16 protein-coding genes are annotated in these 16,966 nt (G+C 41.0%); 8 read left to right on the top strand and 8 right to left on the bottom strand.

The window, feature by feature from the left end; translation table 11 throughout:
* Positions 1-203: 203 nt before the first annotated feature.
* The 4 genes from KZ793_RS04865 to KZ793_RS04880 form a co-directional block, all read right to left on the bottom strand.
* Entirely contained in the window at positions 204-1,913 is a 1,710-nt protein-coding gene (locus tag KZ793_RS04865) for a solute:sodium symporter family transporter (RefSeq protein WP_225814005.1), read from the bottom strand.
* A 119-nt stretch (positions 1,914-2,032) separates the two neighbouring features.
* Positions 2,033-3,019 (bottom strand): inositol 2-dehydrogenase, encoded by a 987-nt coding sequence (gene iolG / locus KZ793_RS04870; RefSeq protein WP_225814006.1) that lies wholly within the window; start codon positions 3,017-3,019, stop codon positions 2,033-2,035.
* Between the two features lie 364 nt (positions 3,020-3,383).
* Positions 3,384-5,318 (bottom strand): 3D-(3,5/4)-trihydroxycyclohexane-1,2-dione acylhydrolase (decyclizing), encoded by a 1,935-nt coding sequence (iolD, locus tag KZ793_RS04875; RefSeq protein ID WP_225814008.1) that lies wholly within the window; start codon positions 5,316-5,318, stop codon positions 3,384-3,386.
* Between the two features lie 16 nt (positions 5,319-5,334).
* A complete protein-coding gene (locus KZ793_RS04880; protein ID WP_225814009.1) occupies positions 5,335-6,846 on the bottom strand; it encodes a CoA-acylating methylmalonate-semialdehyde dehydrogenase in 1,512 nt (503 codons plus the stop codon).
* A 303-nt stretch (positions 6,847-7,149) separates the two neighbouring features.
* Here KZ793_RS04880 and KZ793_RS04885 point away from each other — a divergent pair, with 303 nt between their 5' ends.
* The 6 genes from KZ793_RS04885 to KZ793_RS04910 all read left to right on the top strand — a co-directional run bounded on the left by KZ793_RS04885 (position 7,150) and on the right by KZ793_RS04910 (position 10,568).
* Complete coding sequence (locus KZ793_RS04885; protein WP_225814011.1) at positions 7,150-7,983, top strand: MurR/RpiR family transcriptional regulator; 834 nt, start codon at positions 7,150-7,152, stop codon at positions 7,981-7,983.
* Between the two features lie 222 nt (positions 7,984-8,205).
* Positions 8,206-8,628, top strand: coding sequence for a hypothetical protein (locus KZ793_RS04890; RefSeq protein ID WP_225814013.1), 423 nt, complete (start codon positions 8,206-8,208; stop codon positions 8,626-8,628).
* Positions 8,629-8,772: 144 nt separating this feature from the next.
* The gene (locus KZ793_RS04895; protein WP_225814015.1) at positions 8,773-9,108 is read left to right on the top strand and encodes a tRNA-binding protein; all 336 of its coding nucleotides are present in this window, start codon (positions 8,773-8,775) and stop codon (positions 9,106-9,108) included.
* A 56-nt stretch (positions 9,109-9,164) separates the two neighbouring features.
* Positions 9,165-9,872, top strand: a complete 708-nt coding sequence (locus tag KZ793_RS04900) for a helix-turn-helix domain-containing protein (RefSeq protein WP_225814017.1) — start codon at positions 9,165-9,167, stop codon at positions 9,870-9,872.
* Positions 9,873-9,939: 67 nt separating this feature from the next.
* Complete coding sequence (locus KZ793_RS04905; protein ID WP_225814019.1) at positions 9,940-10,227, top strand: type II toxin-antitoxin system RelE/ParE family toxin; 288 nt, start codon at positions 9,940-9,942, stop codon at positions 10,225-10,227.
* Between the two features lie 14 nt (positions 10,228-10,241).
* A complete protein-coding gene (locus KZ793_RS04910; protein ID WP_225814021.1) occupies positions 10,242-10,568 on the top strand; it encodes a HigA family addiction module antitoxin in 327 nt (108 codons plus the stop codon).
* Positions 10,569-10,658: 90 nt separating this feature from the next.
* On the opposite strand, the gene KZ793_RS04915 is transcribed toward KZ793_RS04910, so the two are convergent.
* Together KZ793_RS04915 and KZ793_RS04920 are read right to left on the bottom strand one after the other, a co-directional pair.
* The gene (locus KZ793_RS04915) at positions 10,659-12,197 is read right to left on the bottom strand and encodes a peptide MFS transporter (protein WP_225814023.1); all 1,539 of its coding nucleotides are present in this window, start codon (positions 12,195-12,197) and stop codon (positions 10,659-10,661) included.
* Between the two features lie 597 nt (positions 12,198-12,794).
* A complete protein-coding gene (locus KZ793_RS04920; RefSeq protein WP_225814025.1) occupies positions 12,795-13,736 on the bottom strand; it encodes a Kdo(2)-lipid IV(A) acyltransferase in 942 nt (313 codons plus the stop codon).
* 272 nt (positions 13,737-14,008) lie between these two features.
* Here KZ793_RS04920 and KZ793_RS04925 point away from each other — a divergent pair, with 272 nt between their 5' ends.
* Positions 14,009-14,245, top strand: a complete 237-nt coding sequence (locus KZ793_RS04925; protein ID WP_225814026.1) for a DinI family protein — start codon at positions 14,009-14,011, stop codon at positions 14,243-14,245.
* A gap of 255 nt (positions 14,246-14,500) precedes the next feature.
* Entirely contained in the window at positions 14,501-15,559 is a 1,059-nt protein-coding gene (gene trhO, locus KZ793_RS04930; RefSeq protein ID WP_225814027.1) for an oxygen-dependent tRNA uridine(34) hydroxylase TrhO, read from the top strand.
* A 187-nt stretch (positions 15,560-15,746) separates the two neighbouring features.
* On the opposite strand, the gene KZ793_RS04935 is transcribed toward trhO, so the two are convergent.
* Positions 15,747-16,349 (bottom strand): response regulator transcription factor, encoded by a 603-nt coding sequence (locus tag KZ793_RS04935; protein ID WP_225814336.1) that lies wholly within the window; start codon positions 16,347-16,349, stop codon positions 15,747-15,749.
* Positions 16,350-16,553: 204 nt separating this feature from the next.
* Entirely contained in the window at positions 16,554-16,808 is a 255-nt protein-coding gene (gene bssS / locus KZ793_RS04940; protein ID WP_036775794.1) for a biofilm formation regulator BssS, read from the bottom strand.
* Positions 16,809-16,966 lie beyond the last annotated feature (158 nt).

Genomic DNA, 16,966 nt, shown 5'->3' on the forward strand with positions numbered 1-16,966 from the left:
AGATAGGTACCATTCAGAGGTAAGAACAGAAAAAACAGAATATTAGAATTTTTGTTCCATTTGTAATTTGGTATATATGGAATGTTTTTATCATTAGCAAAAGAATAATCTTCTATATCCAGGATTTCCTCTTTCGAATATGAGGTGCAGGGAAATCCTGGCAGTGAGTTATTGTGATAATAATGTTGGAGTAATAAAGTCAGTTATTTATTTTTATTTGGTCTTTTTGGCATACTATCTATCATAATTTTCTTAAACAGCGTTTTACCTACCTGATAGAGTACATAAGATAATATTAATACAGCAGACAGGTAATAAATAATCATGATTACTTTGGGAACATTATGTGCAAGAAATACGTATACAGAGATTGAACATAGTGTAATTAACCATGCAACCGGTTTCACCATAGACCACGGCGTAATATTTACCTGTTCGGTATAAACATCTTCAAATGGTTTAGCTGGAAAAAAGTAGCCAATAGCCAACATGAAAATAACATTAAGAACAAATAAAATGCCAACCAGGTGAAAAAAGTGCAGGTTAATTTTTAAAATAAAATTACAGATAATATAGGCAGACATACCGAATAATAGGCCAAGTTTAGCGGCAATAGGCGGTACTCGTTTAGTCATCAGACCAACTAATACCACGCTGAGAATTGGCGCGTTAAAGATCCCCTGTAATTGTTGAATAAGATAGAACAGACCATCCGGTGCATTAGCGACTAACGGTGCGACGATCATAGTGATTAATGCTAACCCGATCCCCAAATATTTACTCATAGTGACAGTTTGAGTTTCGGTGGCATTTTGGTTGATCCGCTGTTTGTAGATATTGACGATAAACAGTGTCACAGATGAGTTAAGCCCTCCACTGAATGTGGAAAATACGGCACCGACCACCACAGCGGCAAAGAAACCAACCAATACTTCCGGTAGAATTAAATGTACTAATTCTGGGTAAGCATTATCTGGATTATCTATTTGTCCTTTGAAAATATGGAAAGCAATAATGCCAGGTAGAATAATAATAGACGGCATGATGAGTTTAAGTAAAGCACACAACATGACGCCTTTTTGTCCTTCGGCGAGATTTTTTGCACCAAGGGCCTTCTGAACAATGGATTGATTGGTACACCAAAAAAACATATTGGAAACAATTAGGCCGGTAAATAGCGTAGAGAAAGGAACCAGAGAATCTTCACTGCCGATGGAATTAAATTTATCAGGATTAGATTGATAAACTTCAACTAATCCTTGCCAGGCATTGCCATTGCCGACATAGAGTAGGGCAAAAATGGTGACCATTAACCCGCCAACGATTAAGCCAATGCCGTTAATAGTGTCCGCGGCGGCAATGGCTTTAATACCACCAAAGATGGCATAGACAGCACCTAATCCACCAACGCCCCAAACCATAATCCATAGAGCCGTCGTTTTATCAATACTGAATACATTGGAAACCTGGAATAGACTTTCCAATGCAATCGCGCCGGTATACAGCACAATGGGGAGTAGTGAAATGATATACATAGCCAGGAACAGAATTGAGGTAATAAGCAGCGTATTTTTGTCAAATCGGCGTTCAAGATATTCCGGGATGGTTGAAATACCGAGTTTTAGATATTTGGGCAGGAAATAAATAGCGAATAGAACGATGGTCACAGCGGCTATGACTTCCCAAGCCATAACGATAAATCCGGTTCGGAATGCTAATCCATTCAAACCGATTAAATGTTCTGTGGACAGGTTCATTAATAACATAGAGCTGCCAATATAAACACCGGTGAGAGATCGTCCACCAAGAAAATAGCCTTCAATAGATTCTGTCAGACGAGAATTATGGGTTTTGTAATAAGCAAAGCCAGCCACTAATAGGGTAAAACCGATAAATGAGAGAAAAGCTAACATACTATCCTCCAAGCCTGATTGACTATTTTCAGGCAGCAATATGCTGACGGGAAAGTAGTCTTTCCCGTTTTTAGGGTGAAAATAAATGTGAGTCAGTTAGTTAGAGATATGGGGCTGTTTTATAATCTGATTTCTTTACCTGAATGTAGGGATTCGAGAGCTTTATCGGCCAGATAAAGTGCCTGTTCGCCATCAGCGCCACTGCATTCTGGTGTGGCGCGACCAGCCATGACATCGACAAAATGATCCCATTCAGCAATGTAAGCTTCCCGGTAACGTTGCAGGAAGAAATGTTCTGGCTTGGCGGTTAAACAACCGCTGTTTTCCCAGATTTCAACACTGTTTTCTTTGATGTTACCGGCGCTAAGCAGTCCTTTTTCACCATGCAATTCAATCCGTTGGTCATAGCCATACCCGGAACGGCGGCTGTTGGTAATGGTTGCCATTGCACCTGATGGGAATTTCATAACGATAAAGGCGGTATCAATATCACCCGTTTGCCCAATTGCCGGATCAACCAGATTACTGCCTTGAGCGTAGATCGAGCAGGGTTCCTCACCAATAATAAAACGTGCCATATCGAAGTCGTGTATTGTCATATCCCGGAACATACCGCCAGAAACTTTGATATATTCAGCAGAAGGAGGCGAGGGATCGCGGGAAATAATCAGCAGAGATTCGGCTTTTCCTATCGTGCCAGCATCAAACAGGGTTTTTACTCGGCGGAATTGCGGATCATAACGACGGTTAAAGCCAACAAATAAGGGCACCTGATATTGTTTAACGGTTTCAAGGCAATGACGAATACGTTCAATATCAAGATGAACCGGTTTTTCACAGAAGATTTTTTTATGATGTTTTGCTGCGAGTTCAATCAGGTCTGCATGAGTATCTGTTGCTGAGGCGATAAGAACACCTTCTATTTCAGGATCAGACATTGCTTGTTCAATAGTTTGTCTTTTTGTTTGGTATTTCTGTACTAAAAGTTCAGCACTTTTCTGATGGGGATCGACAACGGAATAAAGACAAGTTTCTTTATGATGAGTGATATTCACTGCGTGTACTTGTCCAATTCGTCCGGCGCCAAATAATGCAATGTTGAACATGGATGCTCCTTGATACCTAAGTATCTGCTTATGAGATACTTTAAAATATATCAAATAAAACATTTATTTCAATTTGTTAATATTTGGAAATTATGTTTTTGAGCGCAGGGTAGCATTTTGTTGATGACAATATTAAATTTATGTTAATTAGATCACGTAAAGTAAGATTGATACTGGATGGAGTGGAACATTTGTCTTTTAAAAACAAATTATAATATGCATTAGACTAAGTAATCGCTACGCTTAATCGTAGTGATTGAGAGAAGGAAAAAAGTAATTTGTTTTTGGAATAAGAATTTCAAAGATAGCATTAAAAATGATTAGAAAAAGAAAAGTGGCCTGCTGTCTTACAGGCCATTGCTTTTTAATATTGGCGTATTTTAGTGGCAACCATCTCCTTTATTTTCTTTGCGGCAGATTCTATCTCTGGGTTTTCCGCTACTTGTGCTGTGCCTATTCGCCACCATGATTCATAATCATGCGTCATCGTTTTAGGCAGCACTTTGATATCTATGAGTACCGGTACAGTCTGTTTTTGGGCTTCCTGTAACGCATAAAGCAGTTGTTGCTCATCGTGGACTCGGTAACTTTTGCAGCCGTAGCTTTCTGCATTTTTGGCGAAGTCAACTTTAATCAGTTTGCCATTCATGTTGCCACTTTCGGGGTTACGGTAACGATTTTCTGTGCCGAAACTGCCCATCCCTTGGCTCATTTGCAGATTATTGATACAGCCAAATCCAGCGTTATCAAACAGCAACACGGTAATCTTGATATTTTCCTGTACTGCGGTTTGCAGCTCTGAATGCAGCATCATATAAGCGCCATCACCGACTATGGCATAAGCCGGTTGGTTGGGACAGGCTAGTTTAGCGCCAATAGCAGCGGCTATCTCATAGCCCATACAGGAATAGCCATACTCAAGATGATAGGTATCCGGTTGTTTGGGTTGCCATAATCGCTGTAAATCGCCAGGGAGGGAACCTGATGCACCAACAATAATCGCTTCGGGCTCAAGATATTTGTCTAATAATCCCAATACGCTGGTTTGTGTCAGGCGGGTTTGTAATGTCTGGCTGTACTCTGCCAATTTATCATCAAGATGGCCGGGGATTTCTGGTGTGAAATCTGCCTGATACTCAATTTCGAACAGACGATTTAACTCTTTTCTCCATGTTTCCCGTGCCTGATGAATCTCATCTTGATAACCACTGCGATAATTCAATTGAATAAGTTGTTCTGCAATAGCGTTTAACCCTGCTTGGGCGTCTGATACAACGGGTATTGCATCCAGTTTGCAGGCGTCAAATTCCGCTACATTGATAGTGAGAAATTCAACTTCTGGATGCTGAAATAGCGATTTGGATGCAGTGGTGAAATCAGTAAACCGGGTGCCAACGCCAATAATCAAATCGGCCTCTTTGGCGATCAGGTTGGCAGCAAGACAGCCGGTTGTGCCTAAACCACCACAATTAAGGGGATGGTCGGCAATTACGGCGCTTTTACCTGCCTGTGTTTCAGCAAAAGGAATATTGAAGTGTTCTGCGAACTGACGAAAAGCATGATGAGCTTCTGAATAGCGCACTCCGCCACCGCAGATAAGTAAAGGTTGTTTCTTGCGGTTTATGAGTGCCACTGCATCGTTAATCATGGCGACAGAAGCGGGGCGGCGTTCAATGCGGTGAATTCGTTTTTGGAAGAAATAGTCAGGAAAATCCCACATCTCGCCTTGAACGTCTTGTGGTAGGCAAATTGTGACGTTGCCGGTATCGGCGGGATCGGTCAGAACTCGCATCGCGTTAATCATAGCGCTCATGAGCTGTTCTGGTCTGGAGATACGATCCCAGTAACGAGAAACAGGGCGGAAACAGTCATTGGTGCTGATAGTATAGTCGTGGAACTGTTCAACCTGTTGTAAGACGGGATCAGGTTGACGGCAGGCGAAGAGATCACCGGGTAATAACAGCAGAGGAATGCGATTGGCTGTGGCAGTTGCCGCAGCGGTTACCATATTGGCGGAGCCGGGGCCAACAGATGACGTTACGGCAAAAATCTGTTTGCGCTTTTTCTGTTTAGCAAAACCTGTGGCGATATGGGCCATGCCTTGCTCATTACATCCTTGGTAAACGGTCAAGTGACCAGGATCTTGCTCCAGTGCTTGCCCTAATCCAACAACATTACCGTGACCAAAAATGGTAAAGATTCCTCTGATGAATGGGTATTGTTCTCCGTCTGCTTCCACATATTGCTGGTTCAGGAATTTCACCAATGCTTGAGCCGTTGTCATTGTTGATTTGTTCATGTTACAGAACTCCATTTTATTCCATTGTTGGCATCACAAAACTGCTGGAATGATGTTCTAACCTGATACTTGCTGGCCAGCGGCTGGTAACGGTTTTCATGCGGGTGTAGAAGCGAACGCCATCATTACCGTGAACGTTAAGTGGACCAAAAATTGAGCGTTTCCAGCCGCCGAAGCTGTGGAAGGCCATTGGTACCGGAATGGGGATATTGATGCCTACCATACCCGCTTGTACATCTTCGCTAAACTGGCGAGCGGTTTCTCCGTCGCGGGTGAATATCGCGGTACCATTACCATATTGATGGCAGTTAATTAATGTTAGCGCGGTGGCATAATCGGGTACACGGACAATTGACAGAACGGGACCGAAGATCTCTTCTTGATAGATTTTCATCTCTGGCGTGACATTATCGAACAGCGTCGGGCCAATAAAATAGCCATTTTCATAACCCGGAACCTTGAGTTGACGGCCATCAATTAACAAGCTGGCCCCTTGTTTTTCGCCGCTGTCGATGTAATCACCGATTTTAGCTTGGTGTTGCGCGGAGATAACGGGACCCATATCGTTTTCTTTAGTTGCGGCAATACCGGGACCGACAGATATTTTGTTGATTTGTTGACGTAATTTTTCAATTAACGCATCTGCCGTTTCATCCCCAACCGCTAATACAACAGACAATGCCATGCAACGTTCACCGGCTGCGCCAAAAGCCGCACCTGTAATAGCACTGCTAGCCATATCAAGATCGGCATCTGGCATCAGGATACAGTGATTTTTTGCACCACCGAGAGCCTGACAGCGTTTCCCGTGAGCTGAGGCGGTAGTGTAGATATATTCAGCAACAGGAGTTGAACCCACAAAGCTGACGGCTTGTACGCGTGGATCTGTTAGTAGTACATCGACCACCTCTTTATCGCCGTTGACAACATTAAATACGCCATTGGGTAAACCGGATTGTTTAAGTAGTGATGCTAATTCAACCGCGAGAGAGGGATCTTTTTCTGATGGCTTCAATACGAAAGTATTCCCTGTCGCTAATGCGATAGGAAACATCCACATAGGAACCATTGCCGGGAAGTTGAAAGGGGTAATGCCGGCACAAACGCCTAAAGGCTGCATTAATGAATGGCTATCTATGCCTGTTCCGGTATTCGCGGAATGTTCACCTTTTTGTAGATGAGGAATGCCACAGGCAAACTCAACGACTTCCAGACCACGAGTTAATTCACCGATAGCATCTGAATAGATTTTTCCATGTTCTTCTGAAATCAATCGTGCCAGTTTGTCTATATTAGCTTCCAGTAATGTTTTGAACTGGAACATGACACGAGCACGTTTGAGAGGTGAAACTTTAGACCATTCACTGTAAGCCTGATGAGCGACTTCAATTGCCTGTTCAACTTCATGAGCTGTGCTTAGTGCTACCTGACGTATCTGTTTTCCCGTCGCTGGATTGAAAACTGGCGAAAAACGGGTGCTATGACTGGGAATGAGTTGCCCATTAACATAATTCTGTACTTGTTCCATTCTGAGCCTCTTTTGTGGATTTGATGTTAGTACTGAATCGGAAACTTTGATAATAGATATATGAAATATATATTTTATTTTCAATATGATTTGGAACAAAAGGCAATTAGTGTGATCGGAGTAAAGTTTTTATGAATTACCGATAATTAGGTGACTAATTAGATGTTAATCAATATAGTGTTAATAATAAATCATTACAATGAATGGATTATGTGTTTCATTTTTAACTATAAAAATGAAATATGATTCAGCTTATACTGTAAAACGATTACAATTGCTGGCGATAAATTTTATGGGGGATTTATGTCTGTCGCATCGAATCTGAATGAATTTCAAGAACAAGTCCGTTCACGCTATAGTGAATTGAGTAAACGCCTGCAACAAGTAGCTCGATATGTGCTGGATAATACTAATAGTGTTGCTTTTGATACTGTTGCTGTGATTGCCAGAGAAGCTGATGTTCCTCCATCAACATTAATTCGTTTCGCTAATGCGTTTGATTTCAGTGGTTTTAATGAAATGAAACAGCTATTTCGCATGCATATGGTGGAAGAAACCGCCAGTTATGCAGACCGGGCCAGGTTATTTAGGGAACTGGATGGCGAACAGGAGCCGCCAGAAGACCCTCAGCATATTTTGCAGGAATTTGCTCGTTCAAATGTGCAGGCAATGCAACAGCTAGCAGCCAGGACGGCCCCCGAAGATTTAAGGAACGCAGTAGATTTATTGGCTCAGGCTAGGAATATTTACATTATTGGGCTGCGCCGCTCTTTTAGTGTGGCGGTTTATTTTTCTTATGCATTGAATCATCTGGAATGTCGCCCTTTACTCGTGGATGGTTTGGGGGGAATGTTCAGGGAGCAGATTAATTTAATTGGGGAAGAAGATGTTATCGTTTCAATCAGTTTTACCCCTTATGCAGAAGAAACACTGATGGTCAGTGAGCGGGCGGCGAAAGCCGGGGCAAAACAGATCGTGATTACTGATAGCCAGATTAGCCCACTTGCCAGTTTTAGTGATGTTTGTTTTGTGGTTAAAGAAGCACAGGTGGAGGCATTCCGTTCTCAGTCCGCTACTTTGTGTTTAGTGCAATCTTTGGCGGTTGCGCTGGCTTATCGACAAGGGAACCCGATTTAATTGCGAAGGTAACGCCTTGTATTCCCGATGAACATCTAATGATTATTGACCCGCAGATATCAGCGGGTTAATTTCTACCGGGTTAGTGGAAAAATCTCTGTTTAAACAAAATGTAAACCTGATATTGATAACTGACTTTTTATACGTAAATGTTGTTGATTCCTATTGACAATAATTATTTAATAATTGTTTGGAGTTATGGTTTTAAAGAGGGATCACACGATGATTAAAGGATCGCGTTACATTTTTGTCATTTTATCTGCAATTTCTTTCCAAGCATTTGCTTTAAATTTCCATTATAAAAGTGATATTCCGGCAGACAATAAGCCATCGGCAGAATATATGAAGCAGAGAGAAAATCTTGAGTCCAAGCATTTGGATATGAATTGGGATCTGAATGAGCTCATTGCAAATAATAAAGTGGCGGAGAAGTGGGAACTGGAAACACAGGCAAGAGAAATTGAGTTCTTGCTGAAAATAGAAGAGTTTAACAACTTTAACAACTTTAACAACTTTAACAACTTTAATGATTTTAATAACTTTGATGATGGGTTCAGTAAGAAAGTCCGTCAGGATCTTGAACGCGCTGCGCGTGTTAAAGAGAATGGCGGCATGACCAGAAGTAACTTTTTCGATCGGGAATAACTGTGACTCAAAGCAACTCGATAGTGAATTGAATGACCTGTCGGGAAAAATAGGCGGTTTGTCGACAATTATTGACACTCTTTCGAAAGAATTTCCTTCATTAGCATGTGAGTATAATGACTTCGCACTAAAGGAGAGGAATATATGGAACAGATCGAATGGACCGATTTTGAGAGAGTCGATATGCGGGTTGGCACAATTATTTCAGTAGAATTGAATCCTAAAGCCAGCAAACCTGTCTATAAATTACAAATTGATCTTGGCGAGTTGGGTGTTAAAAGCTCAAGCGCCCAGATAACTGTGCATTACACACCTGAACAATTAACTGGCCGTCAGGTTCTTTGTGTATGCAATTTTCCACCAAAGCGGATCGCGGGTGTTAAATCAGAAGTATTGTTAACCGGCAGTGTGGATGAGAATGGTGCGGTGGTGATCGCAGAATTTACTCTTCCTGTCCCAAATGGTCATAAATTATTGTAAGTCACGCTATTTTGTTGTCGAATGAATGGCGTGTATTTTAATCAGCGACAATAAATATGGCTCTTCAATTACCTTCATTACATTTACGTCGGTATTCTGCTGAAACTATTAGCCATAGCCATCAAGGGTTATGGCAGTTGGTTTTTGGCTATAACGGGCAACTTGAGTTAAACGTAGCAGGGCAACAACGTACCGTTAGTTTTGGAAATGTTGTTATGATCCCACCAGATGTGAAACACAGCTTTTTCGCTAGTGGTGAAAATCAGCAATTAGTGTTGGAGTTGCCTTCGGCACTGTTTAATCCATTACATAATGATGCTTTCTGGCAACCATTACCTGATTCTGCGCTTGCTCTTATTAAGTGGTTGCATGATTACCCGCAGCCACCCGCTAATCACGCTGATGCTGCCCGTTTGTTGCTCGCTCAGCTACCACAAGTAGGTTCGTCTTCAACGTTGATAGTCAAACTACATCAGGGGCTTGTTGGGCGTTTGCATGAGAAAGTGACGGTGATGGATATGGCTGATATTTGCGCAGTATCTGCCAGTACCTTGCGTCGTAAACTTTTTATTGCAACAGGGATGAGTCCAATGACTTATTTGAAAACGTGCCGGATGGAATTTGCCTATAATCTGCTGGTTTACAGTGATAGAACTTTGGCTGACATTGCTTTTCTATCTGGTTATGCCTCCCAGTCAGCTTTTACCTTTGCATTTAGTCAACATTACGGTTGTACTCCAGCTAGGTTGCGTAAAGCCAAATGATATTTTCAGCATTTTATGACTTTATGCACAACATGATTGTGCGTAACATACAAACAACGAGGATGTTATGGCTGTTGAGTTCAGGGATAGATGGCTAGAAAGATTTTATGAACAAGATTTACCGCACAAATGCATACCCGCATCTTTACAACGTGCGTTATACAGAAAACTACAAATTCTAGATGCTTCGGTTAAAGAGGCTGATTTAAGAATCCCTCCCGGAAATCATTTTGAATATTTGAATGGTTATTTAAGGGGATGGTGTTCAATAAGAGTAAATAAGCAATATAGGCTTATTTTTCAATGGATTGATGGGATTGCAGTTGATACATATCTGAATCCTCATAACTATTAAACTGAGGGAAATAAATGATGAGGAATACAAAACGTCGCCCTGCAACTGTGGGTGAAATATTGGTGAGTGAGTTTCTGGTGCCTTTGAATATCGAAATTAATGTGCTTGCGGAAGCTATGGGTGTTCACCGCAATACATTAAGTAGGATTGTGCATGATAAAGGTTCGCTGACCGTTCCTATGGCGATTAAATTGGCAGCGGCATTGGGGAATACCGCAGAGTTTTGGCTTAATATTCAACATGCAGTTGAACTGTGGGATGTGCGTAATCATGCATATCAAGCCGAATCACTGAATGTAAAACAGATAGTTAAGCCATCAGCTACAACGGTAATGCACTAATAATGTATGTATTTTCAAGGATATCAAGTTTGTGTGTTGAGATACGTAAAGCCATCTTATGATGAAATGGCTTTACGTGAGTGATAAATATTATTGGGCTTTTGCTTCTGACTTATCAGCACTATTGAGCAGGCGGCGAATGGGGACAATTAATACCATCAATACCACTGCACAAATAACCAGAGCTAAAGATACACGGGAGAACAGATCAGGTAAATTGTCCAGTTGGTCAGCACGCACATGTCCACCAATCAAGCCGGCAGCTAGATTACCCAAAGCACTTGCACAAAACCACAAGCCCATGACCTGACCCCGCATTCGGGATGGGGCCAGTATTGTCATCGTTGCTAGACCAATGGGGCTAAGGCACAGCTCACCGAGTGTCAGCAACAGAATACTTGCGACCAGCCAGAGTGGAGAAACCGTTTCACCTGTTGCTAGTACATTCTGGGCCGCCAGGATCATCAGACCAAAACCGCCGGCACCGAACAGAATACCAATAATGAATTTACTGATACTGCTTGGGTTGATATTACTTTTGGCTAATGTAGGCCAAAGCCAACTGAATACGGGAGCCAGTAGGACAATGAATAGTGCGTTGATCGACTGGAACCACACTGTTGGGATCTCAAATCCCATCACTAAGCGGTTAGTATAATCATTGGCAAACAGGTTAAATGAGGTTGGCTTCTGCTCGAATGCGGACCAGAAGAATGCAGCAGATACTAGCAGAATGAAACAAACTAGTAGGCGAGAACGGTCACTACTACTCAAACCAGCAAACAGGAACAGATAGATAAAGTAAAGTGTTACACAGGATGAGATGATATAGACCATCGTACTGGCTACAGCCACTGGATTAAATGGAATGATACCGAGGATTAACAGGGCAATAATCGCAATCATAGCGATGACAGTTATGGAAACCCATTTGCCGACGTTTTTACGTTTCACCGTAGGGCGATCCCAGTTTGAATCTAGGCCACCTTCTTTATCATAGCGGCGCATTAGGGGAACAGCGTAGAAACGGAAGATCAGTAGGGCAACCAGCATTCCTAGCCCACCAATACCAAAACCCCAATGCCAACCATAGTCTTGAATGAGTAAGCCAGTAATTAATGGAGAGATAAAGGAACCGAGATTAATCCCCATATAAAACAGGGAAAAACCACCATCACGACGTGGATCATCTTTTTTATACAGTGTTCCGACCATTACGGTGATACAGGTTTTAAACAGTCCTGTGCCTAATACGATCAGTAGTAAGCCGATAAAAAACAGGTGATGACTGAGGAAGGCGGAAAGAGCAATAGACAGGTGCCCTAATGCAATAATGATTGAGCCGTACCAGACTGCTTGACGTTGACCTAACCAGTTATCCGCCAGCCAACCACCGGGTAATGCGGTTAGATAAACACTACCTGCAAAGATACCGACAATGGCAGCGGCCTGTTCACGAGGAATACCCATACCACCATCATAGAGGGTTGCAGCCATGAATAAGATCAGCAGTGGACGTATGCCGTAGTAAGAGAAACGTTCCCACATTTCTGTGAAGAACAAAGAACTTAATGGATAAGGATGCCCAAAGAAAGTTCTGGTTTTTGTATTGTTAATGGAGGATTGCATCTAAGTTTTCCTATAAGACCGCACTCTAAGAGTGCAGTGTGTGTGACAAATAAAGCTTTTAAAAAGCTCTTTCAAATTTAGGTTTAGAGCAAACAAAAAAGCCACGTTTTTATTAAATGATGTCCTGTCTTGTTAATATATTTTTAACATATTTTTCGGTCAATTTTATTAACAAGTAGGATATCTCTTACTTTATATTCCATTTTTCAGAGCAAAATCCGACATAAATCTCATTTCTCATAATTGGTTGGTTAAAATTAGGATAAGACCTATTGACTTACTTCTATTTATATTCAATGTATTTTTATGGGGAAAATATTTTAAAATAATAAATTAAGTAATAACTATAATATATTAGTCATCTTTCCAAGAGCTTGATATTAACAGTGATAATAAGAGGTAAGAAAAATAAACTAGTTTGATTGTCAGCTTGGTATTTATTTTTAAATTTTAGGTTTATTTTGATTTTTATATAAAAATCGGAAATAGATTGGATTAAGAAATACAGCATTAGGATTGAAATAAGATAATGAATTATTGAGTTGTGTGGAAAGTGATTATGGCTGCTTCTTGGGTAAAGAAACAGCCGTAAGATATTTAATGAACTTTGTCCGCTTGTCCGTACAGGGAAGGCATCCCCTTAGGTCGGGTTTTAAAGCGACGATGCAACCACATATATTGATCAGGTGCCTGTAAAATTTCCTGTTCGACAACTTTGTTCATGAAAGCAGCCGCTTTCACTTCATCATCTTTTGGAAATCCGGCGACTGCCGGTTGAATAATCAGTTCATAACCTTTTCCATCAGGCAGACGACGGGGGGTAAAGGGGATCATTGCCGGATCAGCGAGGCGCACAAGTATCGAAGTGCCCGTGGTTGTTGCAGCGTGTTCTACAGCAAATAGTGGTGCAAATACGCTTTTTCGTGGGCCGTAATCATGATCGGGGGCATACCAGACAACTTCACCCTTTTTCAGGCAGCGGATCATGCCTTTGACATCTTTCCTATCCAGCATATATTTGTTGGAGCGCAGTCGTCCCCATGTTTGTAGCCAATCCATAACCGGATTATCATTTGGTCGGTAGACACCAATGCCCGGATTGAGCAAACCGATAATTCGGGCACCGAGTTCCAGCGTCAGGAAATGGATACCAATAACAATAATTCCTTGCCCAGTAGTTTGAATTTTTTGAATATTTTCTCGCCCAGTAACTGTAAACCAGCGTTCTATCCGCCAGTCAGGCCAAAACCAGGCCATACCCGTTTCAAATATTCCCATTCCGACGGATTCGAAGTTTTTTATTAATAGCGTGTGGCGCTCCTCTTGTGGCATATCAGGAAAACATAGCTCAAGATTTCTTTCGGCAACTTTGGCACGTTTTTTCAGAAAGCGCATAGAAAATCTGCCCAGACGTGTGCCTATCCAGTAAATAACGGGGTAGGGGAGCAGAACCAGTAAGTAAAGCAGACTGATACCAAACCAAATAGGCCAATAACGGGGATGAAGTAGTGAACGTTGAAAAGAAGGTGCTTGTATCATGGATTCTCAGGTTTTTATAGTTCCAATAAGATGGACAAAACAATTTCCTTATTGTGACATTTTTTGACGGGATATCGAAGTTTTCAAGCATGAAATGTTTATGAGCTCGATTTTGGTGCGCTTAGCTGTCATCCCGTTTTGTCATTAATAAAGAATGGTAGCTCATAATTTACTGATAAATAAAAATTAAAATAGTTTTACAGAGCTATTTACAATTCATGTAGATAATATTACTGTTTATATGAACAGTATTGTTTGTGGAGGGAAAAATTATGCATGTAGAAGTCACTATCGATAAATCTAAAAAACTGCCAAAAGGTGCTGTCCCTGCACTTGCTGTAGAACTGGATAACCGTCTTAAACGTCGCTGGCCTGATGTTAAAACCAATGTGAAGTTGGCAAGTCATGATGGGTTATCTGTTCGTGGTGGTACGCCTGATGACAGGAAAATTGTTGAAGAGATTCTACGAGACACATGGGAAAGCGCTGATGATTGGTTCCAGCCTTGATAGAGATTAAGCCATTGCCAGTTAAACCGGCTGGTTGCTAGTTGTTTGGCGTATCTACCCTTGGCCTGTGTGCAAAGGACTGCGTAATCAATTGATGGGAGGAGGGCCCTCCCGTTTTATTATTACTGATTTCCTATCACTGCGTTACAAATGACTACTCGTTGAAAATCATTTTCGTTATCATATTACGCTTGATAGCGGAGGCTATCACTTATACACCTATATTTTATGACTTGAAATTCAGGAAAGTACACCATGCCAGTGTTACACAACCGCATTTCTAATAAAGAGCTGAAAGCACATATGTTGGCGGAGACCCAACCTCGCACGACCATCTCTTTTTACAAATATTTTAACATCTTAGATCCTCTGGCTTTTCGTAACAGCTTGTATCAACAATTTACCGAGCTTTCAGTATTTGGCCGGGTTTATATTGCTAAAGAGGGGATTAATGCTCAGATAAGTTTACCAACCCATAATTTAGCAGCATTTAAGGCTTTGTTGTATAGGATTGATCCTGCATTGGATAATTTGAGGCTGAATATTGCGCTTGATGATGATGGGAAATCTTTCTGGGTTTTGCGTATGAAAGTACGTGACCGCGTAGTGGCTGATGGGATTGAAGATGAAACTTTTGATCCATCAAAGACTGGCGAGTACCTTAAAGCAGAACAGGTCAACCAGATGCTGGATGATCCTGACACGCTATTTGTTGATATGCGCAATCACTATGAATATGAAGTCGGGCATTTTGAAAATGCAATTGAAATTCCTTCTGATACATTCCGTGAACAGTTGCCAATGGCTGCGGAAATGTTGCAGGATAATAAGGATAAAAATATTGTAATGTACTGCACCGGTGGTATTCGTTGTGAAAAAGCCAGTGCTTATATGCTGCACAATGGCTTTAAAAACGTCTATCACGTAGAAGGCGGTATTATCGAATATGCCCGTAAAGCGAGAGAACAGGGATTACCGGTACGTTTTATTGGTAAAAACTTTGTCTTTGATGAGCGGATGGGGGAGCGTATTTCAGACGATGTGATCGCTCATTGCCATCAATGTGGCGTGTCTTGCGACAGTCATACTAATTGTAAAAATGAAGGTTGCCATTTGCTATTTATTCAATGTCCAGAGTGTGCAACTAAATTTGAAGGCTGTTGTAGTGAAATGTGCGGAGAAGAAGTAAGATTACCGGAAACAGAGCAGCGTGCTCGCCGTGCCGGTCGTGAAAATGGAGCAAAAATATTTAATAAATCCCGGCATCGTCTACAGGATGGATTGAACAGCCTTTCACTACAGTCTGCTGAATAATGTGATTAATTGCTGGCACAGCGATCAATGTGCCAGTTTATTTGATTTATACCCGTCATCTTTCAAGTTGCCTCTTTGTTGGTTGCACTCACTCACCCCGGTCACATAGTCATCTATGCTTCCGGGGATTCGCTCCCTTGCCGTCGCGATGCATCTTGAAATCCATAGGTATAGTTAATAGGATATTTTAATAGAGATATTTAAATACATTGTAAATAAAGCAGAGTTCAACTCTATTACGCACATTGATTTTTTCAGTAATGTGTCTTTTATGAGAATAGACCGTACTATTACTGATTTTTAACTTTTGGGATATCTGGTAATTAGGGATTTCTTTCATCCAGTAATCGATAACTTTATGTTCTTGAGGGCTGAAAATAGAACAATATTGGTCGATTTTTGCTCTGTGTCTCTGAATTTCTTGCAATGTGGTTTTACTAAGTTTATTAAGCAAATAGGTAAGATTTCTCTTTGCGAGAATAACAGCATTATCCTTCAATGTAATATAATTGTCACAATAAGGATAGGCGCTATTAAGGTATATATAAATACGAGTGTTATCTATAAGAGTTATAAATTTCTGTAAAGCGGAACAGTAACTGGCATGATGACAATAATGTGTCAAATTAGCTAAAACGATATCAGGGGAAAAGTGAGTTACTATATCTATAGCCTCGTGAATTGAAGGTGAGTCAATAATTTCAAGATTTTCAGCGTTATCGTTTTCCCTTAAAAACTCTCTGATACCTGAACGGGTATAATAGCACTCTTCAACAATTAAGATTTTCATTATTGTACATCCCTGTTCCTGTTTGGCCAAACTCACAATAAACGCCCCATCTATTAGTAGTCAACTCGGCAATTTTGATGGTTAAGTTAGCTTAATCCGAAATTATTATATAGTGATATGGTATTCCAGACAAAATCTTTGAGATGAATCGATGTGGTCTCCTAACCGGACACCCATTTATACGGGTGTCCGGGTTTAAGATTATTAATGCTTAGTATGGTTTAGATCGCTGTATTCTGAAGATTCGATCTTTTCAATTCCTGCCTGGAGGATGTATATCAATTGCTTTGCAATGTCAGTTGTCAACCATAAGGTTCGATCTACCATGACATGTTCTGGTGTTTGATCTTGGGAGGACAAATAGTGAAGGCGTAGCATCATTGCATCATATGTATCAACGGTACTGACATCCCAACCTACAACAGGATGCGTTTGAATAACTTCATCTTTACTGCCCATAAAACCTCCTAATCAGATCACTGCATTATTTATTAATATCATTGACTAAGAGCAAACGACCTCATTCTTGAATGAGTCATTAGTTAGTATATGCTTTTTAATGAAAGTAAGAAGGTTTTTTGTTAGGAATTATAAGTCAATTTGTTGGTGTATTGATA

This window comes from Photorhabdus antumapuensis, from assembly GCF_020387775.1.
Lineage (GTDB): Bacteria > Pseudomonadota > Gammaproteobacteria > Enterobacterales > Enterobacteriaceae > Photorhabdus > Photorhabdus antumapuensis.

Excerpts from the sequence above, each read along its gene's own strand:
- KZ793_RS04895 (WP_225814015.1), top strand. The coding sequence starts at position 8,773 with ATGGAACAGATCGAATGGACCGATTTTGAGAGAGTCGATATGCGGGTT.
- KZ793_RS04915 (WP_225814023.1), bottom strand. The coding sequence starts at position 12,197 with ATGCAATCCTCCATTAACAATACAAAAACCAGAACTTTCTTTGGGCAT.
- KZ793_RS04920 (WP_225814025.1), bottom strand. The coding sequence starts at position 13,736 with ATGATACAAGCACCTTCTTTTCAACGTTCACTACTTCATCCCCGTTAT.
- KZ793_RS04885 (WP_225814011.1), top strand. The coding sequence starts at position 7,150 with ATGTCTGTCGCATCGAATCTGAATGAATTTCAAGAACAAGTCCGTTCA.
- KZ793_RS04925 (WP_225814026.1), top strand. The coding sequence starts at position 14,009 with ATGCATGTAGAAGTCACTATCGATAAATCTAAAAAACTGCCAAAAGGT.
- KZ793_RS04890 (WP_225814013.1), top strand. The coding sequence starts at position 8,206 with ATGATTAAAGGATCGCGTTACATTTTTGTCATTTTATCTGCAATTTCT.
- bssS (WP_036775794.1), bottom strand. The coding sequence starts at position 16,808 with ATGGGCAGTAAAGATGAAGTTATTCAAACGCATCCTGTTGTAGGTTGG.
- KZ793_RS04900 (WP_225814017.1), top strand. The coding sequence starts at position 9,165 with ATGGCTCTTCAATTACCTTCATTACATTTACGTCGGTATTCTGCTGAA.
- KZ793_RS04905 (WP_225814019.1), top strand. The coding sequence starts at position 9,940 with ATGGCTGTTGAGTTCAGGGATAGATGGCTAGAAAGATTTTATGAACAA.
- trhO (WP_225814027.1), top strand. The coding sequence starts at position 14,501 with ATGCCAGTGTTACACAACCGCATTTCTAATAAAGAGCTGAAAGCACAT.
- KZ793_RS04865 (WP_225814005.1), bottom strand. The coding sequence starts at position 1,913 with ATGTTAGCTTTTCTCTCATTTATCGGTTTTACCCTATTAGTGGCTGGC.
- KZ793_RS04880 (WP_225814009.1), bottom strand. The coding sequence starts at position 6,846 with ATGGAACAAGTACAGAATTATGTTAATGGGCAACTCATTCCCAGTCAT.
- KZ793_RS04935 (WP_225814336.1), bottom strand. The coding sequence starts at position 16,349 with ATGAAAATCTTAATTGTTGAAGAGTGCTATTATACCCGTTCAGGTATC.
- iolD (WP_225814008.1), bottom strand. The coding sequence starts at position 5,318 with ATGAACAAATCAACAATGACAACGGCTCAAGCATTGGTGAAATTCCTG.
- iolG (WP_225814006.1), bottom strand. The coding sequence starts at position 3,019 with ATGTTCAACATTGCATTATTTGGCGCCGGACGAATTGGACAAGTACAC.
- KZ793_RS04910 (WP_225814021.1), top strand. The coding sequence starts at position 10,242 with ATGATGAGGAATACAAAACGTCGCCCTGCAACTGTGGGTGAAATATTG.